This is a genomic window from Pseudovibrio sp. Ad46 (assembly GCF_001623065.1).
Lineage (GTDB): Bacteria > Pseudomonadota > Alphaproteobacteria > Rhizobiales > Stappiaceae > Pseudovibrio.
This window is the reverse complement of sequence record NZ_LMCG01000027.1, coordinates 221,603-243,545: the sequence shown is the minus strand read 5'-3', so window position 1 is coordinate 243,545 and position 21,943 is coordinate 221,603. Positions and strand designations below refer to the sequence as shown.

19 protein-coding genes and 1 tRNA gene are annotated in these 21,943 nt (G+C 50.7%); 11 read left to right on the top strand and 9 right to left on the bottom strand.

The window, feature by feature from the left end; genetic code table 11:
- Window positions 1-142: 142 nt before the first annotated feature.
- Entirely contained in the window at window positions 143-1,267 is a 1,125-nt protein-coding gene (locus PsAD46_RS06205) for a glycosyltransferase (RefSeq protein WP_057464789.1), read from the bottom strand.
- A gap of 375 nt (window positions 1,268-1,642) precedes the next feature.
- Between PsAD46_RS06205 and purU the strand changes: the two genes are divergently transcribed.
- The 5 genes from purU (at window position 1,643) to PsAD46_RS06180 (ending at window position 5,577) form a co-directional block, all read left to right on the top strand.
- A complete protein-coding gene (purU, locus tag PsAD46_RS06200; RefSeq protein ID WP_063286905.1) occupies window positions 1,643-2,500 on the top strand; it encodes a formyltetrahydrofolate deformylase in 858 nt (285 codons plus the stop codon).
- 8 nt (window positions 2,501-2,508) lie between these two features.
- Window positions 2,509-3,435: a bifunctional methylenetetrahydrofolate dehydrogenase/methenyltetrahydrofolate cyclohydrolase gene (locus PsAD46_RS06195; protein ID WP_063286904.1), complete on the top strand. Its 927-nt coding sequence runs from the start codon at window positions 2,509-2,511 to the stop codon at window positions 3,433-3,435.
- Window positions 3,436-3,679: 244 nt separating this feature from the next.
- The gene (locus tag PsAD46_RS06190; RefSeq protein ID WP_063286903.1) at window positions 3,680-4,090 is read left to right on the top strand and encodes a type III secretion system chaperone; all 411 of its coding nucleotides are present in this window, start codon (window positions 3,680-3,682) and stop codon (window positions 4,088-4,090) included.
- 126 nt (window positions 4,091-4,216) lie between these two features.
- The gene (locus tag PsAD46_RS06185; protein WP_063286902.1) at window positions 4,217-4,690 is read left to right on the top strand and encodes a type III secretion system chaperone; all 474 of its coding nucleotides are present in this window, start codon (window positions 4,217-4,219) and stop codon (window positions 4,688-4,690) included.
- A complete protein-coding gene (locus tag PsAD46_RS06180) occupies window positions 4,687-5,577 on the top strand; it encodes a Rho GTPase-activating protein (protein WP_063286901.1) in 891 nt (296 codons plus the stop codon). The genes PsAD46_RS06185 and PsAD46_RS06180 overlap by 4 nt, the downstream gene beginning before the upstream one ends.
- Window positions 5,578-5,635: 58 nt before the next feature.
- Here PsAD46_RS06180 and PsAD46_RS06175 read toward each other — a convergent pair whose 3' ends face one another.
- Window positions 5,636-6,481: a lytic murein transglycosylase gene (locus PsAD46_RS06175; RefSeq protein WP_244271721.1), complete on the bottom strand. Its 846-nt coding sequence runs from the start codon at window positions 6,479-6,481 to the stop codon at window positions 5,636-5,638.
- A gap of 420 nt (window positions 6,482-6,901) precedes the next feature.
- Between PsAD46_RS06175 and PsAD46_RS06170 the strand changes: the two genes are divergently transcribed.
- Window positions 6,902-7,855, top strand: a complete 954-nt coding sequence (locus PsAD46_RS06170; protein ID WP_244271724.1) for a BMP family ABC transporter substrate-binding protein — start codon at window positions 6,902-6,904, stop codon at window positions 7,853-7,855.
- A 72-nt stretch (window positions 7,856-7,927) separates the two neighbouring features.
- Here PsAD46_RS06170 and PsAD46_RS06165 read toward each other — a convergent pair whose 3' ends face one another.
- Window positions 7,928-9,340: a PLP-dependent aminotransferase family protein gene (locus tag PsAD46_RS06165; protein WP_063306387.1), complete on the bottom strand. Its 1,413-nt coding sequence runs from the start codon at window positions 9,338-9,340 to the stop codon at window positions 7,928-7,930.
- A gap of 91 nt (window positions 9,341-9,431) precedes the next feature.
- Here PsAD46_RS06165 and PsAD46_RS06160 point away from each other — a divergent pair, with 91 nt between their 5' ends.
- Entirely contained in the window at window positions 9,432-10,028 is a 597-nt protein-coding gene (locus PsAD46_RS06160) for a LysE family transporter (protein ID WP_063306386.1), read from the top strand.
- A 5-nt stretch (window positions 10,029-10,033) separates the two neighbouring features.
- On the opposite strand, the gene PsAD46_RS06155 is transcribed toward PsAD46_RS06160, so the two are convergent.
- On the bottom strand, window positions 10,034-10,996 hold the full coding sequence (locus PsAD46_RS06155; protein ID WP_057464797.1) for a nucleoside hydrolase: 963 nt from the start codon (window positions 10,994-10,996) through the stop codon (window positions 10,034-10,036).
- Between the two features lie 226 nt (window positions 10,997-11,222).
- Here PsAD46_RS06155 and PsAD46_RS06150 point away from each other — a divergent pair, with 226 nt between their 5' ends.
- Window positions 11,223-11,501, top strand: coding sequence for a metal-sensing transcriptional repressor (locus PsAD46_RS06150; protein WP_057464798.1), 279 nt, complete (start codon window positions 11,223-11,225; stop codon window positions 11,499-11,501).
- Window positions 11,502-11,548: 47 nt separating this feature from the next.
- Complete coding sequence (locus PsAD46_RS06145; protein WP_063306385.1) at window positions 11,549-12,868, top strand: MFS transporter; 1,320 nt, start codon at window positions 11,549-11,551, stop codon at window positions 12,866-12,868.
- Between the two features lie 12 nt (window positions 12,869-12,880).
- On the opposite strand, the gene PsAD46_RS06140 is transcribed toward PsAD46_RS06145, so the two are convergent.
- Both PsAD46_RS06140 and PsAD46_RS06135 read right to left on the bottom strand, forming a co-directional pair.
- Entirely contained in the window at window positions 12,881-13,639 is a 759-nt protein-coding gene (locus tag PsAD46_RS06140; RefSeq protein ID WP_063306384.1) for a class I SAM-dependent methyltransferase, read from the bottom strand.
- Window positions 13,640-13,730: 91 nt separating this feature from the next.
- A complete protein-coding gene (locus PsAD46_RS06135) occupies window positions 13,731-14,393 on the bottom strand; it encodes an OmpA family protein (RefSeq protein WP_063290774.1) in 663 nt (220 codons plus the stop codon).
- 338 nt (window positions 14,394-14,731) lie between these two features.
- On the opposite strand from PsAD46_RS06135, the gene PsAD46_RS06130 reads away from it, so the two are divergent.
- The gene (locus PsAD46_RS06130) at window positions 14,732-16,552 is read left to right on the top strand and encodes a carboxylesterase family protein (RefSeq protein WP_063306383.1); all 1,821 of its coding nucleotides are present in this window, start codon (window positions 14,732-14,734) and stop codon (window positions 16,550-16,552) included.
- A gap of 82 nt (window positions 16,553-16,634) precedes the next feature.
- Here PsAD46_RS06130 and PsAD46_RS06125 read toward each other — a convergent pair.
- From PsAD46_RS06125 to PsAD46_RS06115, 3 genes are all read right to left on the bottom strand, one after another.
- A tRNA-His gene (locus tag PsAD46_RS06125) sits at window positions 16,635-16,711 on the bottom strand.
- Window positions 16,712-16,942: 231 nt separating this feature from the next.
- The gene (locus PsAD46_RS06120; RefSeq protein WP_057464801.1) at window positions 16,943-17,446 is read right to left on the bottom strand and encodes a phasin; all 504 of its coding nucleotides are present in this window, start codon (window positions 17,444-17,446) and stop codon (window positions 16,943-16,945) included.
- Window positions 17,447-17,746: 300 nt separating this feature from the next.
- On the bottom strand, window positions 17,747-18,133 hold the full coding sequence (locus PsAD46_RS06115; RefSeq protein ID WP_063286892.1) for a phasin family protein: 387 nt from the start codon (window positions 18,131-18,133) through the stop codon (window positions 17,747-17,749).
- Between the two features lie 564 nt (window positions 18,134-18,697).
- Between PsAD46_RS06115 and PsAD46_RS06110 the strand changes: the two genes are divergently transcribed.
- Window positions 18,698-21,943, top strand: a complete 3,246-nt coding sequence (locus PsAD46_RS06110) for a PAS domain-containing sensor histidine kinase (RefSeq protein ID WP_063306382.1) — start codon at window positions 18,698-18,700, stop codon at window positions 21,941-21,943.

Genomic DNA, 21,943 nt, shown 5'->3' with positions numbered 1-21,943 from the left:
GACCTAAGGATACTTGATGCTGATTTTGCAGGTCAAACACGCTTGTGGTGTGTGCCGGGTTATCCCACGCTAATGGCGTGAGGTATCCTATTTTACCTAGTTATATTAACTAGTTAGGTTGCATATTCCATGGAGGTCACTCTTAGTGCAGGTCTGTGACACGCTCAGAAATCATGGAGAGGAGCAGTTTCTCATAGGCATCAATTGCACGTTCCTGAGAGAAATCACGTGCTCTGGTCGCCAAAGTGTCGTCGGATCTGTCGCACTTCACTGCGGCGAGGATCGCTTCTGATAGTTTGTCTGCATCACCTGATGGAACAAGCCAGCCATTGCGGACATCGCTCAACACTTCACGGGCACCTGCGCCGCTATCGAGCGCAATGATGGGTGTTCCCAAGGCCATTGCCCGCACCAGTTCTCCGGACACGCTGTCTTGCTGAGATGTTGAGACGTACACGTTGGCCGCTCTCAGGAACCTTTCCGGTTTGGTGACTTCACCCGGCATGGTGACGATATCATCGAGCGCCAGATTGGAAGCCAGCAGCTGGAGTTCTTCCTGCTCCTCTCCCTTGCCCAACAGATACGCCCGCAGATTATCCTTGTAACGGCTGAGCGCCATGGCGCGGAGGAGCTGGTGATGGGCATGGCGACTGGACGGGGCCCCGACGCTTATTACCTTGCTGGTGCCGTGGGTTTCGAACCACTCCTCTTCAATCGGCTCTGCTGCCGTTTCAAACACATTCATTTCAACAAGAGGATTGTAGATGACACTGATCTTTTCTTTGGGCACCTGCTCGCAAAGATCAACGACATGTTCGATAGACTTGAGCGTGCAAATCACCCGCTCTGCTTCACGATAAATCAGCGGTACTGCTATGGTGGCTGCGCTCTTTTGGGTTTTCAGGGCGAGACGATCTGAAATGGTAACCGATGAATGGAGCGTGATCGCCACAGGCACCTTCAAACGCGAGCGTGTTTTGACGGCGGACAGGCAGGCGATGTTGCTGCCTGTGCCGTGAGAGAGAATGATATCCGGCTTCTCTTTTTCGACCAGTCTGGCAACGCCTGCTGCAGCTGCGGCGGCTCTGGCCTTTTCCAGAAATACCGGTGTAATTCGTGGTGAGTAGTGGGAAAGGTCTCTTGGTTTGCCCGTCAGGGTGATCAGAGTGATGTTGTGTTGACGCGCAGCAAGGCCGTTGGAGACCACCTCGGTGATCTCGGTAATGTCTTCATCAAGGAAGCTTTCCTGTACTATAAAGAGCTTCATGACGCGCCCCCGGCCCACCGGTCGAACAGATGCGCCTCCAGACACTCGAAAATCTGGTTTTAAGAGCACGCACCGAAGCTCAATCTAGAAATCTACGGTGTTGTTCTCAATCTGGTTGATTTGATACCCGATTATCTCCCAATGCATTTATCAGGGTAATTCCTTACTTGGCACCCTATCTCCTGCCTATCTGGATCTGTCTGCACAAGCTTAGTGGTTTTAGTGGTTTCTACCGTGGGTATGAAAAAGAATCACATTGCTGCAGCACAATGCTTTTTTCTGCATCCCAGTGTTGATTTACCCTTTAAAAATTAGGTGCTCCCGCCTATTGTGCGCGGCAGCAAATTCAGTTCAAACGTGTAGATTAAGCCTCCTATGAACACCAAGGCCAACTATGTGCTCACCCTTTCCTGCGGAGACAGAAAAGGGATCGTGGCAGCGGTTGCAAACTCAATCGCTTCTCAAAACTGCAACATCTGTGAAAGCGCTCAGTACGGCGATGCAGAGACAGATCGTTTTTTTATGCGCATCTCTTTCAACGCACCGGACGGAATGACCAAAGAACAGTTTGAAGAGGGCTTTGGCCCTGTTGCAACAGGCTATGGTTTTGACTGGAAGGTGCACGATCTTTCCAAGAAGCCTCGTGTTCTGGTGCTGGTCTCACAGATGGGGCACTGTCTGAACGACCTGCTCTACCGCAACTCCACTGGCCAGCTGCCGATGGACCTTGTGGCGGTTGCTTCCAACCACACCAAGTATCAGTCCCGCGTTGAGCATGAGCAGATTACCTTTCACTATCTGCCAGTGACCAAAGAAACCAAAGCGGAACAGGAAGCCCAGATTGTTGATCTGGTAGAGCGCGAAAACATCGATCTGGTGGTGCTGGCGCGTTACATGCAGATTCTCTCCAATGAGCTCTGTGAGAAGCTTGCGGGCAAGGTGATCAATATCCACCACTCTTTCCTGCCAAGCTTTATAGGTGCAAAACCGTATCACCGGGCCCATGCACGCGGCGTCAAGATGGTTGGTGCCACCGCGCACTATGTAACCGCAGACCTTGACGAAGGACCAATCATCGAGCAAGACGTGAGCCGGGTTGAACACTTCCATTCGGTGAACGAACTCATCGCCCAGGGGCGTGATACGGAAAGTCAGGTTCTTGCTCGCGCTGTCCGCTATCATCTGGAGCACCGAATTCTCCTTAACGGTGACCGTACCGTGATCTTTAAATAGGACTTGCCATGAGTGAGGCTCTTATTATCGACGGCAAAGCCATTGCTGCATCTGTCACCGACGAGATTGCTGCACGTGCTGCACGCCTTGAATCTGAGACAGGTATTAAGCCGGGTTTGGCTGTTGTGATTGTGGGTGAAGACCCTGCCAGTCAGGTTTATGTACGCAACAAGGGCCGAACCGCAAAAGCATGTGGTTTCAACTCCGTCACACACACGCTATCAGCTGATGTGAATGAGGAAGAGCTTCTGACTCTTGTGACATCACTGAACGAAGATGACACCATTCATGGTATTCTGGTTCAGTTGCCTTTGCCAAAGCACATCAGTGAAAATAAGGTCCTCGATCTCATTAAGCCTGAGAAAGACGTCGACGGGTTCCACCCGATCAATGTTGGCCTGCTGGGCAGTGGCAATACTGACCGTGCACTTGTGCCATGTACTCCTGCTGGCAGCGTGTTGCTGGCAAAGAAAGCACTTGGCGATAATCTTTCCGGCAAAACCGCTGTGATCGTTGGTCGTTCCAACATTGTTGGTAAGCCGATTGCTCAGCTGCTGCTGCAAGAGCACTGCACAGTAACGATTGCTCACTCCCGCACCAAAGATCTTCCTGATGTGGTTCGTTCTGCAGATATTGTTATTGCTGCCGTGGGACGTCCGCAGATGATCAAGGGCGACTGGTTGAAGCCGGGCGCGACTGTTATTGACGTGGGCATCAACCGCATTCCAGCACCTGAAAAGGGCGAAGGCAAAACCCGTTTAGTGGGTGATGTGGCGTTTGATGAAGCACTCGGTCACACAGCTGCTATCACCCCGGTTCCACGTGGTGTTGGGCCTATGACCATCGCGATGCTGATGAGCAATACTCTGACTGCTGCACGACGTCTGATGGGGCTGGACGAGGAGCCGCCGCTCTTTGAAGCCCTGAACAGCTAGGCCATTTCGCCAGGCAGGCAAACATTCTTTGTTTTCAAGTTCGCCTGTTCAGTTAAAATAGATCCATAGATAAGGCTCCGAAACACCTTCGGGGCCTTTGTTATTTGTAATGGTGTTCAAGTTCAGATCACATCTGCAGTTTGTCTTTATTTGCATTCCCCCACCTTAATGTTCCTTTCAGCACATCTCAGGTGTTGGCAACTCGCTAGCTTCCTCTCAAGCAACGTAATTGAGGGGATGCACGATGCATCATGTGGACCGTATCGTCCCGGTTATTCGCGAGACGCTTGGTCTGCCGGAGTTGAAGTTTGACGAAGCCGGGCATGTGGCCCTGCTTTTTGAGGACAGCTTTTCTGGTGTCTTGAGCCGCATTGACGGCAACAATCTGGAATTCAGTTTCTATCTGCCGGGTCTGGACATCAACCAACCCCACATCCTGAAAGCAATGCTTGCTGCCAACTGTCTTGGCACATCGACCGCAGCCGGACGTCTGGCCATTGATGAAGACAAGATGCAGGCACTTTATTGCGAGCGTTGGTGCCTCTCTGACGTGCAGGAGGACACAGTTCCTGAGCGCCTGATCGATGCCGTTTCAACGGCTGCCTTCTGGCTTGCTGAGGGCACAAACACCTTACTTCAGAATGACTTCGTATAAACGCGTAGCAACACATTTGAGTGCTGAAAAGAACAGAATAGCTGCAAGAGGAATACTAGTCTGATCTTAACAGCAGGAAATATTTAAGCAGAAAGATTCGTCTGCTTCAGAAAAGTCGAGATAGCAATGCGTCAACTACTGGATGAACTCTTCAACGAGATCGGGCGAAGGATTGGGCTTGATGGACTGTGTTTGGATGAAGACAACACGCTCTTGCTTGGACTGGAGCAAGAACTCTTCATGACTGTTCAGTGGCGCGATGAGACGCAGACACTCTTGTTCAATGCAGTGTTGTGTACGCAGCCTTGCGATGATCAGGAGAAGATGAAGGCCCTGATGCAGACGAACTGTGTTCTCACACACGGACACGGCATGAGCTTCAACCTTGATCCGGCGACAGACCATATCAACCTGTCTCAGGTGGTTAGCATTACCGACAAATCTTCCTTCACGCTGCAAGAAAAGCTGGATCTGTTCATTAGCACATCTGCTGCCTGGCATGAGCGATTGAACAGCACTGCTCCTCTTCAAATGGACTGGCAACATTCTGCCAGTGTTGCAGCCGAGTCTTCTTTTGAAACTTTGGGTATGAGAGTATGACCAATATTAGCCTTTCACATTTTCAAAGCGCAGCCGAAAGCGCTGCTATTAGCGGTAACCTGAACCAGAAGCTGACTGTTACAGACGGCGGCGATCTGCAAACCCGTGAGGCCAGCTCCACACTCGCTGGGAAGTTGGTTTCCTGGCACAAACTGAGCTCTTCTGAAGGCACTGCCAAAGCTCAAGATCAGGGCGCATTCCGCACTGCTTTGCAAGATAAGTTTGGCAAGGAGCTTGGTGAGCAGGCTTACAAACACGCCTGCACAGCTTGCGGTTACACCGATGGCAAAGCCCACAGCCTAACGGCCGAGCAGATTACAACTGGCATTGATTTCGCTGTAAGGCATAAGCATGAAGCCGAAGCACAGAACAAGAGCATTATTGAATATTTTAAACAGAACCCAGAGCAGTTGTTGACCGTTGGTCTAACCCGCGTAAATGGCAGCAAAAACGAGATCAACAAGCTGATTGCGAACAGGACGTCCCAGGACTTTGATAACAACGTGCATGGCAAAGTAGAGCACGAGCTGGCGGGTGCGTTTAAGCAGAACCTCAGAGATAACATGAGTGACACTGAGTTAGCGAAGGTGTTGGACTTCGTGAAAAGTTATGATCCAGTCCTCGAAAATCTGCCTGCGCTGAATGGGTTACCAGAAATGGTGCAAGACACAGTAAAGTTTTCTGCGATGATCGCGAACAAAGCAGATGTTAACAAAATGCAACCCTCAAACCTTTCCATCGTATTTGGCCCTAATGTCGTAAAAGATGATAGCTTAGCCCCTATGGAGCAAATTGGTCTCATTGAGGTTGGAAACAAATTCTTTGCTGCGTTGGTTGAACGCGAGCTGCCTGACGATTACTATTTACGTATACCGAAAAACGATTAAACAAAAAAGGCCGCTGAGAGGAGAACTCAGCGGCCTTTTTTCTATTTCTCTGGCTGGATTACTTGCTTAGTTTTTCAGCCATGATCTGGATTGTTTTGACATATACGCCAGCACGGTTCCAAGAGCGGATCACCTCATAGTTAGGTGTGCCCGGTCCCCAAGGTTGACCCGGTCGCCAGCCGTAAGACATGAGGAAGTGCGCGGTGGAAGCCAAAGTATCTGAGGTGTTGTACAGCAGATCCCGTTTGCCATCGCCGCTGTAATCAATCGCGAACTTGATGTAGGAAGATGCGAGGAACTGAGTCTGACCCAACTCACCTGCCCAAGCTCCCTTCATTTCGCTCGGCTTCAAGTCGCCCTTCTGGACGATGAGCAGCGCATGATAGAGCTCGTTGCGGAAGAAATCAGCACGGCGGCAATCATAAGCCAACGTTGCTAAAGAGCGTATGGTGCTCATGTTGCCTATGCCACGACCATAGCCAGTCTCAAGACCCCAGATGGCGGTGATGATCTCACGCGGAACGCCAAATTCGTTCTCGATGCGATTGAAAAGCCGATCGTGCTTTTTCATCAACTTGCGACCCTTATTAATGAGCGCATTGTTGACGCGGAGCTTGTAAAACTCGTCGAAGCTGAGTTTGAAAGATTTCTGGTTCCGGTCATACCCAATCACCTTGCGGTTATAGGTTATGCCATTCAAGGATCTGTTCAAAGTTGCCTTTGAAATGCCCTGAGACTGGAGTGTCTTTTTATAGGACGCCAACCAGCGGTCAAAGCCCGCCCCTGTATCGCCACAGGTTGCAGCTTGAGCAGAAGACACGCCTAGCAAAACCAGACCAGCGCCAAGTAATAGCCCGGCTTTTCTGGTTTTGAACTTAACCTTGTCAATAAATGATTCGAACACCCCAAACTCCTGCATGTTCACTAAGCAATTTTGATCGTTCTAACGAATAAAAGTAGCCAAATTGGCGGATAACTGAAAATTTTTGCAGTCCTAATATATTTATTCGCATTTTAACCTTGATCCTAACACCGGCATGTGTCCAACTAAAGGCCGTACACATAACTGTTTTCAACATGCCTGATCGTTTTGGACAACCTATAGGCGCATAATTAAGGACAAGCTAACACTTAGCTGGACTTACGCAGGGGAAGTTATGCACTTAGACGTTCACCTCAATGAGGTGAGTCTCCAGGTTGGGATTTAGTGGTGAAGACGGACTTGGGGACAGGGCAACGTAATGGTTTCCCATTGGGATATAACGGAGGAATGGGTATGAAATCCATCAAAACCATCGCTGCAACTGCAGTATTGGCAGCAGCAATGAGCACAACTGCTATGGCAGCGGACTTTAAGCCTGCAGTTATCTTTGACATGGGCGGCAAATTCGACAAGTCATTCAACGAAGCTGCCTATAATGGTGCTGAGGCTTTCAAGGCTGAGACCGGTATCGAGTATCGCGAATTTGAGATCTCCAACGCTTCCCAGCGTGAGCAAGCTCTTCGCAACTTCGCTCGTCGTGGCATGAACCCAATCGTAGCGATGGGCTTTGCGCAGGCTGCTCCAGTTGAAAAAGTTGCTAAAGAATTCCCAGATGTCAGCTTTGCTATCATCGACTCTGTTGTAGATCTGCCAAACGTACGTTCTGTTGTCTTTAAAGAGCAGGAAGGTTCTTACCTTGTTGGTATGATGGCAATGCTCGCATCCGAGACCGGCAAGGTTGGCTTTGTGGGCGGCATGGACATTCCGCTGATCTCCAAGTTCTCCTGTGGTTACAAGCAGGGCGCACTAACCACCAACAAAGACGGTGAAGTCTTCGCAAACATGACTGGTACTACTCCAGCTGCATGGAACGATCCGGTTAAAGGTGGTGAGCTTGCTAAGTCTCACTTCGCACGTGGCGCAGACGTAATCTTTGCTGCTGCTGGCGGTACCGGCCTTGGTGTTCTTCAGGCAGCTGTTGATGAAGACAAGAAGTTCATCGGCGTTGACTCCAACCAGAACCACCTGGCTCCAGGCAAAGTGCTGACCTCCATGGTTAAGCGCGTTGACGTAGCTGTTGCAAATGCATTCATGGATGCAAAAGAAGGCAACTTCACAACCGGCATCCAGTCTCTTGGTCTTGCTGAAGACGGTGTTGGCTATGCAATGGACGAAAACAACGCTCCACTGGTTAGCGAAGAAATGAAAGCAGCTGTTGAAGCAGCTCGCGCAGACATCATTTCCGGCAAAATCACCGTTCATGACTACATGAGCGACATGGCTTGCCCATACTAAGATTTGCTTAGTATGCTGGCTTAGGTCAGATATTAGCCCCTGCCTGAATACTGGCAGGGGCTTTTTTATGCTTTACCCCACCATTGGCCTTGGGGCTTGTATCTCTTCCAGATGTTCGATTGATGCTTTCAGAAGAGATATCGCTTCTTCAAAGTGCTTATGATGCGCAATCGTTGACGGGCTGACCCGCAATGCGTTGATGTCTGTGCGCGGCATAGCCTGAAAATTGCGATGTGACAGCACTTCCACGCCTCTCAAAAGAGCCGCTTGCGCCACCAGCTCCGCACTTTGCTGTTGGGGGAGTTGCAGCCATGTGAAGAGTTTCTCCTCGCCGCCTTGCAGCGTGTTGTCCGGAAACACCTCTTTTATGTACTGATAGCGCTGTCTGAGAACTTCTCGTTTTCTTTGCAGTGTTTCTTGCAGTTCCCCACCTGTAATCCATCTGGACACGATCTCTACATTGAGCGGAGCCGCCATCCATGTGCTTTCGCCGATGGCGTTGGCAAAAGCCGTTTTGACATTGCCCGGAACATGAATATAGCCGGTGCGCAACCCGGCTGACATGACTTTGGACGGGGAGCCAACCAGGACAGTGTTCTCGGGCACCAGCTCCAGAAAGCTCTTCTGCTTGCTGGAAATGAAGGGCGTATAGGGATCGTCCTCAATGACAGTGAGGTTGTGCTTTTCAATCACAGTTGCCAGTCGCTGGCGCTCGCCGTTACTCAATGTATGAGTTGTCGGATTTTGTGCGTTCGGTATCAGAAAGACGCCGCGGATATCATGTTTGGTGCAAGCATCCTCCAGCGCCTCAGCAGACATAGCCCCCATATGCCCGTTCTCATCCCGTTCAGCTTCGATAGGTACAATTTGCAGGCCCAGAGCCGGTAGAACAGACAGAATGGGCGGATAGATCATCTCGTCTACTGCAATGGCATCGCCTCGGTTGAACATAGCCAACATGGCGATCTGAATGCCGTGTTGCGCCCCGCATGTAATCAGTGTCTGACTGGCATTTGCCGGTGCGCCATAAAACTCTGAGAGAAACTGAGCACCTATCTCCCGATGATAGAACGTTCCCTCAGACGGGCCATATTCGTTCAGGGAGTTGACCAGAGGATCATCGCTCAATTCTCTGAGCATTTGGCCCAGATCCGGGTTCAGGTGAGCGAGGCCCAAATTGCGAGCTAAATCATAGCTCTGAATGCCTTCGGTGTTGGGCATCAGCATCAGCGGTGAGTGCACATTGGCGGTCTTGGCAACGAATGTGCCCCTGCCCGTTTCTCCCCGCACCAGCTTTCTGCGCTCAGCCTCGGCATAAGCCCGCGTGATTGTACCAAGCGTTACTCCAAGCTGATAGGCAAGCTCGCGCTGAGGCGGAAGCTTGTCACCTTCCACAAGGCGGCCAGTTTGAATGTCTTGTTCCAAAGCCGTTGCAATACTTAGGTATTTTGGGCTTGAGAGCTTGTTTGGGTCAGGCTTCCACATTGTATTCATAACAATAAAGAGATTGATAGATACGATCGATACAATAATTTAGCACATCGTGTAGATTGTATCAATTGACTGGAATAACAATATGGATTGGGCAACACTCAGCGCATTCGCGATTTTTGTAGCCATTATGACCGGCACTCCGGGGCCGGGAAACCTCACTTTCATGGCGATTGGTGCCAGCGCGGGTTATCGCACTGCTTTTCCGGTTATCATTGCAGCAGAGCTGGGCAGCCTTCTGCTCAACCTCTGTGTGGCTTTCGGACTGGGACAGTTGATGGCGCGTGGGGGGCTGATGGTCAACGCCTTCAAGTTTACCTCCATGGCCTACATGACCTATCTGGCCTGGCGCATTGTGCAGTTGAACATCAAGCCAAAGGGCGAAGTTAGCTTGCCGACATTTTGGGAAGGTTTGCTCATTCACCCACTTAGCCCCAAGACCTGGGCAATGAGCCTGGTGGCGTTTACCAGCTTCTTCGCGGCCAATGGTATGGGGCTTTATGAGAATGCTGCCATCCTGACAGCTGGTTTCTTGATCGGCGGCATGATCTCTCACAGTGTGTGGGCAATGGTTGGGGTTTCAATTCTTAAGGTGATTGGCGAAGGCGCTTTGATGCGCGGCATCACAATAGCTATGGCAATCGCGATGCTTGCAGCAACTGCATGGTCCTTGCTGCTCTAATGTTTTCACTGGTGGCGCGAGGCAAGCGCTGCCAGTGTTCCTTCCAATATACGTTCCACTTTAGGGCGGTCTGCCCGCTCCATGATGCCGATAATAGGTGCCTGCGTTTTACCCTCATGATCCAGAATGGTCGCACCGCGGGCAAACTCACCACCTGTTTCAACGAGTACACCGCAAACAATGGTTCGGGCTATAACCTCAGAGTCCAACAGAGCAGCAGCAGCCAATGGATCAGGCAGGATCAGAAGGTCTTCGTGGTACCACGTCTTGCCACGCTCTCGCATGAACGTACACATATGCTCTGCAAACTTGGCTGGTACCGTATCACCCAAACGCTCAAATATACCATCGACCACATCCCCCGGGAGGGCATCATGGAGGCTTGGTTCCCATGGAATGAGCGTTGTGTTGATCGCCTGCGAAAACACTGCTTTTGCCGCTTCCGGGTCGCAGAGGATGTTGAACTCAGCGGCAGGCGTAACGTTGCCGCGTCCGTGGCAGGTTCCACCCATAGACCAGATGCGATCAACTCCTTCGACCAGATCCGGCTCCTCGCGCAAAACTTCTGCCAGATTTGTGAGTGGTCCAATGGTCAAGATCTGAAGTTTTGGCCCACCCAGCGCAGCTTTGCGCAGAACATCCCGAAGAGCATTGTGCGCTGTCTCACCTGAATGCCTCAGGAGATGTTGGGGGCGTTCCACACCGCCTAACCCGTCTGGTCCATGAACATAAACAGCATCAATACGCTCGCCGGAAATTGGATCAGAGGCGCCTTTATGGACGGGGATGTCTGCATTGCAGATGGCGAGCGTGTCCAGAATGTTCTTTGTTGCCTGCTCCAGATCGACATTGCCGAATGTAGTCGTGATGAAGTCTATCTTCTTGCCTGAGCCGATGAGCATCATGAGTGCGATGGCGTCGTCAACACCACCATCCGTGTCCACTGCAAAAACAAAATTATCCGGCACGTCATTCTCCTGGCACGCCTTGTTGGCAGTGCATATCCATCAATCAAACTCAGTTTCAGCATTCTGCGTTGGTGAGCAAGCCCTCGTTTCCTCAGGTCTTCAGGCCACCCTGCTGTCATCCGTTTGTCGCGGACGATACCACGAAGGGTTATTCAAATGATTTAACTGCACATTTGTTAAACTCAGTCGACTTGCAATATCCCCCTAGGGGGGATAATAGTGAGACATGACTGAAAAGCGCACACACCAGTCCCATCCGGGAATTGTTAATCGCCTAAAACGCGCTGACGGGCACCTCAAATCCATTATCGGGATGATCGAGGATGGTCGTCCATGTGTGGAAATAGCTCAGCAACTTCATGCGGTTGAGAAAGCTGTCATGCAGGCAAAGAAGACCCTGATCTACGATCATCTCGACCATTGCCTCGACGACACAGTCAACAATCCGGATGCAAATTCCGAGCAAACGATTGAAGAGTTCAAAGCAATCTCCCGTTACCTCTAGGGGGATATAGTCAACTCAAGAAAACAAGAAGCCAAAGGAGTTTCCGCGTGCTGTCCGTACTCGCGAACCGAACCTATCGCCACCTGTTTCTTGCTCAAGTCATTGCCTTGTTTGGTACTGGTCTTGCCACTGTCGCCCTGAGTCTTCTGGCGTTTAACATCGCCGGAGAAGACGCTGGTTCAGTGCTTGGAACTGCCTTTGCGATCAAGATGATTGCCTATGTTGGGCTGGCCCCGATTGCAGCTGCGTTTGTTGAACGGTTGCCGAGACGTGCTGTGCTGGTGGGGCTGGATCTCATCCGTGCGGCAGTTGCTCTTGCGCTGCCGTTTGTGACTGAGATCTGGCAAATCTATCTGCTTATCTTTGTGCTGCAGTCCGCTTCAGCAGCCTTCACGCCCGCATTTCAAGCGGTTATTCCTGACGTGTTGCCAGAAGAGAAAGACTACACCAACGCTCTGTCATTGAGCCGTCTTGCTTATGATCTTGAGAACCTGCTCAGCCCGACGATTGCGGCTGGCTTGCTGTTGGTGATCAATTTTCATGGTCTGTTTGGTGGTACGGTGATCGGTTTCCTCGCCTCTGCTGCACTTGTCGTTTCCGTGACTTTGCCAAAGCTCAAACCTGTCGAGAACCAGCGTACAGTCAAGCGCATGACGCAAGGCACTCGTATCTATCTCAGTACCCCTCGCCTGCGCGGAATGCTTGCTGTTTATCTTGCTGTCGCGGCTGGCGGGTCCATGGTGATTGTGAATACGGTGGTGATTGTACAAGGCACGTTTGGCCTGCAAGCTGATGATGTTGCCATTGCTCTAGCTTGTTTTGGTGCAGGCTCCATGATTACAGCGCTCAGCCTTCCTAAAGTTCTGGAGCGTTTTAAAGACAGAAGCGTCATGATCCTTGGCGCCAGTATCATGGCCGTTTGCCTCAGCTTCGGGTTTATGTTGAGCAGCTTTACGCAGTTGCTTCCGCTCTGGTTCCTGATGGGCCTTGGCTATTCCGCGGCACAAACACCATCAGGCCGGGTTTTACGACGCTCTGCGAGAGGTGGAGATCTTCCGTCGGTGTTTGCAAGCCAGTTTGCGCTCAGCCATGTATGCTGGCTGATTGGCTATCCAATGGCTGGCTGGGTTGGTGCTCGTCTGGGCATACCGATCAGCTTTCTTTTCATGGCGGTATTGGCGTGGATCAGCGTTTTCGCTGCAATGCTGCTGTGGCCGAGCAAGGATGCAAAGAAGTTGCGACATTCCCACGAGGACCTGCCAGACAATGATCCTCATTGGTCAAAGGGCGTCGACAAGGTAGGCAAGAGCCACGTGCATGAGTTCAAGATTGACGACCTACACACACGATGGCCTAGCAGCCTATAAAGCAGTTGTTGCTCAGAGACGGCCCAGCCGCATTGCGATGGGCCAACTGATCTTGCGGAGTTGCTGAGGATCTCCCCAAAGGCTGGTCAACTCTTTTGCAAAGCTTTCCATCAGGCTTTGCTTGCCAGCCTTTGCCGCTGCTTTGACAGAGGACCACGTGCGCACGTAGCCGAGGAACTGCTCCAGCGCCCAATCCCGTTCAATAGACATCTCCGGATACTCCAGCTCCTGAAACGGGAACTCAAAACTGGCGTATCCGCTGTCGACGTGCTGGCGCTCTGGTGGCCAATAAAGGCCGGTTTCATCGTAATAGAACTGGCGAAAACGGGTATTGCATTCGGCATGATTGATGGAGAGAACACCATAGCTGACGAGTGCGAGCACACACCCTGGCGCACCAACACGCCTGACTTCCTCATAAAAACTTGCCAGATCAAACCAATGCGCAGCCTGTGCAGCGACAATCAGATTAAGGGACGTATCTTCAGCTGAGCAGTGCTCTGCCGGTTCTACTGCAAAGCAAATGTTTGGAACGGGTGCTGCGTTTTCAATTTGTGAGGCGCTGATATCTGCGGCAAGCACCTTCCTGAAATGTTTGGCAATCATGCCACTGAGTTGACCATTCCCGCAGCCAACATCCAAAGCCAGATTGTGCTGCTGGCATTGTGAAGCCAAAAACTCAACAAGCTCTGCAGGATAGGTTGGGCGGTACTTTGCGTAGCTCTCTCCAGCAGTCTGGAAATGTGATGCAGCCAGATTTTCCTGTGTCATGTGCAAGCCTCCCCTATTGACGGTGGGAGACTAACAAAAAACGCGGCCCCAGTAAGGGACCGCGTTCTAAAACTTTTGCCTGTCTGAAAGATTAGTTCAGTGGAGACAGGATGATCTCTACACGGCGGTTCTGCGCGCGGCCAGCTTCGGTTGCGTTGGACGCGATCGGGCTGGTCAGGCCGTAACCTGCTGCGGAGATGCGTGCACCGTTTACACCCTGATTATACAGGTAGTTGCTGACGGAGTCTGCGCGACGCTGAGAAAGCTGTAGGTTGAACTGAGCGGACCCAGTGTTGTCGGTGTGGCCGTAAACGTTCAGACGTGTCTGCGGGAATTCTTTCGCAACAAGAGAAACACTGTTGAGGACCTGCATTGCGCGGGAGGACAGAGTTGCCTGACCAACAGCGAAGGTCACATCGTTTGGCATGTTCAGTACGATCTGGTTGCCGTTACGAGTTACGGAAACGCCAGAGGACTGGAGCTGCTGACGAAGCTGTGCTTCCTGACGGTCCATGTAGTTACCGATACCACCACCGATCAGGCCACCAGCAGCAGCACCAACGAGCGCGCCTTCAACGCGAGCGCTTTTACCGCCAGCGATTGCGCCGATGATTGCGCCAGTGGCTGCACCAAGGCCTGCACCGCCTGCCGTTTTGGAAACGCGGGACTCACCCGTGTATGGATTGGTTGTTGTACATGCTGCAACGGAAAGGCCGAGAACAATAGCAAACGCGGCGTGCATCAGTTTTTTCATTTAAAATTCTCACATCGTAATTTTTGAGGGTCAGATGAATCACAATGAATCTGCCCCCTATCGAACATTAACCCTATCAAAAGCCACTGGGCGCCTAATACAAGTGCCCAATGAGACAGTGTCCTTGAATTCCACCGGATTTGTCGCTGAAAACAGCCATTTTTATTGGTTTGTGATGGTAGTCACACAAATCATCACTGAATTAAACAAAGCCTTTTGACACTCAAAAATTTGCCACAATTTCCGCAAGGCAATTTAAAGCATGCTGTTTAACCCCGTTTTTTCCTAAAAGATGAAGACTAAGGGAAGCCCAAAAACAAACAAGAAGGTGGGGTTCCATGAAAACGGTGCTTGTCCTTGCATTCAGCATTCTCAGCATGACGTGGTCATTTGCGCAAAGCCCAAACGCAGATGACCAGCTGCTTTTTGCCCCTGACCAGCCAGCACCGCCTGAGCAGCCCTGCATCACTCTCAGCAACAAGAAAATCCTTTGCGGGAAGGCTGATGATGCTGGAAGCCAACTTCTCAGCGTGTTCAAGGGCGTGCAGTATGGGCAAGCGACGCGGTGGCAACCCTCCAGTGTGTTTGATGAGTATGAGCCCAACGGCTACGAGGCATTGCAATACGGAGCTCGTTGCCCTCAGCCGATCTGGAATCCAAAAGATCAGCTGCGCGGTGAAGAAGACTGCCTTTATATGAATATCTGGGCACCGGCTGATGCTATCAAGAACCTCAGCAAACTGCCTGTCATGGTGTTTTTCCATGGTGGTGGTTTTATGGCTGGAGGAGCAGACAAGGCCTATCACGCTGCCGATAAAGAGATCATCGAGCTTTATTCTGGCAAGTCGTTTGCTGCTGATCAGAACATTGTGCTCGTGACAGTCAACTTTCGCCTTGGCATTCTTGGCACTCTGGCGACTGACGGGATCACCGGACAAGAGCCTTCCAACGGTGGCAATTACGGCTTGCAGGATCAGCAGACTGCACTGAAGTGGGTGCAGAAGCATATTTCATCATTTGGCGGAGATCCTGAGCAGGTCACGATCTTTGGTGTGAGTTCCGGCGCGATGGCTGTTGGCCTACATATGTTCAGCGCTGATAGCTCTAAGGATCTGTTCCGCGCTGGCATCATGCAAAGCAGCGCATCTGCCTATAAGTATCGCAATAAAGAGGAAGGGCGTGACCTCTTCTACTTCTATCTAAAATGCCTGAGAGCTGTCATTCGCAATCCAGACTCAGATGAATGTGCGTTAACAGCACAGCTTGATGATCTGGAAAAAGCGAATACGCGACAAATTCTTCTGGCTCAGGCTTTGCTTCAGGATACGCTCTTCAAAAAAGGCGTGTTCCTGAGTGCCCTGCCTGGCAGCATAGCCTTTTCCCCCATCATTGATGGCAGTTTCCTTAAAGAGCAGCCCAATGTGCAGATGGAAAAGGGTAATGAAAAGCCCTTGATGTTAGGCTTTAACAAGAACGAAGGCGTTCTGTTCGCGAACTTTATTGACGCGACCGGGAAGCTAAACGCTGTAACTTTCAATGGGATTTTGGGCCGTGATTACGAAAACCCGATGTTGATTGTGGGCCGCGCTGGGTATGGCGCGCAAACTCCTGCTGCATATGGCTTGCGCCCGAAGACACCGGCCACGGCTCTTTCCAACCTGATTGGGAATTCAGTGCTCACCTGCCCTACTATGTCCGCCAACATCGAGCGGGAAAAGCCGAGCGATAACACGTGGCTTTATTTCTTCGCGCAGACATCTGTCGAGAACATGGAAAAGCCACCTACAAACCCGAAGGTGAATAATGCTTGCGGCCCACACAACCAGTGGGACAACGCCTGTCACGCTTCGGAATTGCCATTCGTATTCAACACTATGCCGCCGGATGCGACACAAGAAGACAAAGACCTTGCTGTGAAGATGAACGCGCTTTGGGCGCAATTTGCAAAGACACCCACAGAGGGACCATCCAAAGACTGGAAATTGTGGAGCTGGCCGAAAATCGGCAACCCATCAAACTTCAATGTCCTGCAGGGTGCGAACATCGAGGCAACTTATGAGGATCTCTTTGAGCAATCCGATTGCGCGTTCTGGCTTGGGGAAGTTATTGAAAGGAATGCAAACGCCATTCTTATTCCCAAGCAGATACCTGAGGAATAATCCAGTCTTTTCAAGGAAATAAGGAAAAGAACTGGCGAAGCAGATGATCTCAACTATCTCACTAAAGAGCCTTAAGAAGAGATGGTACAGACGAGTGGATTCGAACCACCGACCTTCGGAGCCACAATCCGACGCTCTAACCAACTGAGCTACGTCTGCTTGCCAGTGGCGCGGAACATAGGTAGAATTTTTAAGGTTGGCAAGTCCCTTGAAACATCAAAATGAAAAAAGTCCACAACACTGATAAAAAATCGCCAGTTACACACTGCAACTAGGTGGTTTCACTCTGTTTTTCAGAGGCTTAAACGCAAAATCCTCCCGCATGAGTTGCAAGTTGCTATGCAATCCAATCGGGAGGATATGTACGTTCTTGAAAAAATTTAGCCGGAATTATGCCAGCTTCATATCTTTCATAGATTTGTCGAAAGCTTCTTTTGCAGGCTGAGACATCGTGGTCGCAAGTTTCGTTGCAGTTTCCTGCATCTCTCTCACCTGTTGGCTCATCGCATCATACTGTTTGCGGCTGTAAGAAGACTGAAGCTCGATTGCTTCAGACAAGCTCTTCACACCGAACATGTCGCGAATGTGAGAGAATGCAGCTTCGGAATTGTCTTTCGCTGCATCGACAGCTTTCAGATTGATTTCCATGAAGCTGTCACGTGTCACTTCCATGGTCTCTTCAAGCATTGCAGATGCTTCTTCAGAAGCAGACTTCACTTTGGCATAACCTTCACGCGCCTGATCAACGCTCTTTTCAGTCATTTCCTGGATAAATGCAGGCACTTCCATCTTGTTCATTGCAAACACCTCATTCTCTACAGATTTGGCAGCTTTTGGAGCAGCCTGTTCAGTTTTCTTCTCGGATTTAGCAGTATCAATTTTCGCAGTAGTCATTTGGATTGCTCCTTATCGTCTTGGGAGAAACATAAAGGATCAAGGGGGAGAGAACCGTCTCCCCTTAGGTCAACTTGAGATTAATATAGGAGCTATTTTGTGCATTGCAACATTATTTTGCAGCGCAACAATATCGATTGCGCTTAAGCTGCTGAAACGAAGAAGAAAACTTTTTTATTCTGGTGGTGCAAATCGCGAGTTTGCAGCGGTGGGTTTTAATGGCATACCTCGAACGAGGCGCTGATACGCCTCATTCCACCGTTGTTTGGGCAGGAATCAGCCCCTTAAAACCAAGGCTCCTCAGAAGTCTCCTGCTTTTTTTGCTGCATCCTTTACAGCGCGGGAGGCTTTCTCACCCATCTCTCGCATTTGTGCTCCACTTTGCTCCATCTGCTTGTGCAAGTACTCTTGCTGCAAGCCCACAAGCTCTTCCATGTCGCGCGCCTGAAACATGCGCTGCGCTAATTCAAAAGCGGAATTCACATTTTGCTCTGCAAATGAAAGGGCCTGACGGTGCATGTCTGAGGAATCGACATGCATTGTGCTTGATGCATCTTCCATGCTGCTCACCGCATTTTCGGTTGCATCCATGAAATTATCAAAAGCCTTGCGTGCCTGATCAATGCTTCGATCAGCAAATTCACGCATTTGATCCGAAACTTCAAAAGGAACTTTTGTATCTGCCATGCTCAAGCCTCCACCATTGTTGATTAAGGTTTCATTCGCATTGTGGAAAGGGCCTATTCCCTCCCCTATTTGCAACTCGTTTACTCTGATGTGGCAATGCTATACTTAACCATAGGGAAAGAAAATAGGAGCTTAGACGAGCACTGCAGTTTACGGTACTTTAAGTATACAGGAATTGTGGGGTGAATAATTGGGCGGCTTGTATCTATTGGAATTGACAGATGCGAAGTTCGGCGCTCATTTGTTAAACTCTAAGCCTTTATCAGGATTTAGCTTTTGAAATTGCCGGTGGGTGGGTTGCCATAAATGGCAGGCTCTGGTTTTTCAAAGCTTACAGATAAAGTAGGGTGGGGCTATAATTGGAAAAATGTACCCCTGATAAATTGAGGCAGGTTTCTTTAGTAAGCTTACAGCAAAACCGCTGAAGTCGCTTACATGCCCGTTTAAAACCGGATATCATTTGATAGCACCGCCAATTTTGCGTCTTGGTGCCTGTGAAAGAGAGTAGATTGCGTTTCTCAACCAACCCCTTCTTGGGAAACCTTCAGAGTAGGGACCGAGCTCGTGGCTGACTTTGTCTTCAAACGCCGACAACGGCCGATCCGCTTCACTTGGGAGCTGGACCGAAACGGCTGCTTTCGTAGCTTCTCGAAGGAGTTCGCCGAGCTATTAGGCCCACAGGATGCCGCTTTGATCGGCCTCCCGTTCGATGCTGTCCGCAAAAAGCTGAGGATTGGTAAGGTCCCGGCAATTTCAAAGGCGATCAAAAAACAGCGTGCCGTCAGCGGTGCGACACTGCTTTGGCCTGCCTGTAATTCCAACAAGGTTGTTCCTCTCGATTTATCTGCTCAACCGGTAGAAACAAAATCAGGCGAGTATGACGGCTTGCGCGGATTTGGGGTTATCCGCAGCGTCGATGCAAAGAAATCCGATGAACCTGTTGATCCGCTTACAGTTCTGACCAAGTTACGTGCCGCGCTAAAAGAGGAAAGCGAAGATACTGAAGCTACCTCTGAACCGGCAAAGACAGAAGCTCCTGTCAGTGAGCCTGATGTTGGGCTGACGCTTGAGCACGATCAGCCAGAACGATTTGTGCAGGGAGACGTCGCACCAATCGAAGCACTTTCCGAGACTGAGACACGTCAGGTAACGGAAATTGTTGAGGCACCACTGGTTGATGGCATTACGGCGCCAGGTTTCTTACAGAGTGAACCTGAGATTCCAGAGTTGATCGTTGATTTCAGCGAGGATGCAGAGGAAGAAGAGCAGGAAGTAGTTGAGAGTGCCGAACATCCTGAGCCGGAAACCTCTCCTGAGGCTGCTCCGGTTGAAGAAGTGACAGTCGCGGCGGCTCATGAGCCTGAATCAGACGCTGATGCTGATGCTAATGCTGAAATCAATCTCCCAGCAGAACCGGATCTACCTGCATCAGACACACAGTCAGATGAAAATGGATTGCACTTTCTTCATGACGAAGAAGCAATTGCTGTTGAGGAGAATGAAGGGTTCCTTCAGCTGACGGATGCTGACGTCCTTCGCGATCCGACAGACCCTCTTGAAATTGCGGCTCCCGTTGAGGTCGAAGCGCAACCTGAGGAGGTTTCTGAGCCTGAAATAGCTGATCAGACTGTTCCTGCTTCGGAAGGTCCTGAGCAAGTGACGGCTGAAACTGATTTGCAGGCTTTTGAAGAAGATCTTACTGAGGCTGAGGAAGCTCCACCAGAAACCGCAGAACAGGTGAGCGCTGCTCCGTCAATTCCCGAGCCAACCAGTAAAGATGACTTTGAGCGTGCTATTGCAAACTTGCCGGACGCACCGCAAAAGAAAGTCAGAACTGGTCCACGCAGCCTTGCGGAATTGACCAACAGCATTGTTCGCTTGGTAGATAAACATCCTGTTCCAAGAGAGAATGTTGGACTTTCCAAACCAGAGCGAGATGCCTTCGACAAGATTGCGCGGGCATTGGGTGCTGAGAAGAAAGATGAGCAAACTGCTGTTCCGGCACAAGCTGAAGCAAAAACAGTTCCTGCTACACCCGAAGAGACAGCAGCTGTCGCCGTAGCTGAAACTGATGTGGTGGAGACTGAGTTCCACGAAGAACCAAAGCCTGTAACAGCGACGAAAACTAACAACATTATTCCGCTGCCCGCTGAACCTGCGGCACGTGATGAAACCGTTGCGACTGAGCCAAAGCAGGACAACGTAACCCATGTGGTTCTGCCACGTGTTCCACCAGATATTGAAGAAGCTGCAGAACGCGCTCGCGAAAAGACTGGACGTATTCCAGACAAGCCGATTGTAGCGCCAATCGATCCCCGCCTTCTGGACCGCCTTCCGATTGGGGTCGCCGTTGTTCGCGACCGCGATGTTGTTTATGCAAACGACACTCTGCTTGAGCTGCTTGGTTACGAGCGCTTTGAAGGATTGAATGAGGCAGGAGGCCTTGAAGCAATCTTCGCAGAACCTGAAGAGTGCCCTACTCCAAGCTCTCAAACTGTAGACCGTATCGTACACGTACGGCTCGCAGAAGGCGGTGTGCTTTCCGTTGATGCGCGTATGCATGCTGTGCCTTGGAATGGTGCGCAAGCGCTCATGATCTCTGTGGTGGAGAAGATACAGGGTGAAGCAGATGCCCCTGCAGCTTCGGCTCACGTTCAGGCTGCAACTGGCTCCGAAACTCAAATCAAACATCTGCACACGCGCATTGAAGAGCTGGAATCCGTTCTCGCAACTGCGACAGACGGCGTGCTGGTGATGGATCAGCGCGGCATCATCCGCAGTGCAAATCACTCTGCAGAAGCCCTGTTTAATGCCGGCGAAGATGACCTTCTAGGTGCTCCATTTACGACATTCCTTGCGGATGAGAGCCACATTGCAGCGCTGGATTATCTGGATGGATTGGTCGCTAATGGCGTTTCCAGTGTGCTCAATGACGGACGTGAGGTCATTTGCCAAACACTGGATGGTGACATCTTCCCAACGTTCCTAAGCATGGGACGTGTCAGCCACGCAAACGAGCAGCTTTTCTGTGCTGTGTTGCGCGATATCACGCAGTTCAAACGAGCTGAAGAAGAGTTGGTGAGTGCCCGGTACAAGGCGGAGAAAGCCAACACTCACAAGTCTGAGTATCTGACTAAAATCAGCCATGAAATCCGCACGCCACTCAATGCGGTGATCGGGTTCTCAGAAGTGATGCAGGAAGAGCGCTTTGGTGAGCTTGGGAATGTGCGTTACAAAGAGTACGCCCGCGATATCCATCGCTCCTGCTCCCATATGCTGACGCTGATCAACGACCTGCTTGATCTGGCCAGGATTGAAGCTGGCAAGATGGATCTGGCGTTTGAAGCTGTTTCTGCAGCCGATGTAATCAATGAGTGCGTGGCACTGTTGCAGCCTCAGGCGAATGATCAACGCGTTATTATTCGCGCCAGTACACCTCTGTCTGTTCCTAAGATTGTGGCGGATCCGAAAACGCTGCGCCAAATCACATTGAACCTGCTGTCTAACGCCATCAAGTTCAACCGGTCCGGTGGTCAGGTAATCATCTCGCTTGTGCTTGATCCGAGTGGTGAAGTGCACTTGCGCGTTCGGGATACTGGCCACGGGATGTCGAAGGCTGATCTGGAAGCTGCGCTTCAACCGTTCCGCCGCCTTAATGCCTCTGCTTCAACAGAAGGGTCCGGTCTTGGTCTTCCATTAACCAAAGCCCTTGTGGAAGCGAACCGTGCTTCGTTTTCAATAAATTCTGAAGAGGATGAAGGTACGCTGGCTGAAGTCACTTTCCCACCTCAGCGAGTTCTCGCCGAATAA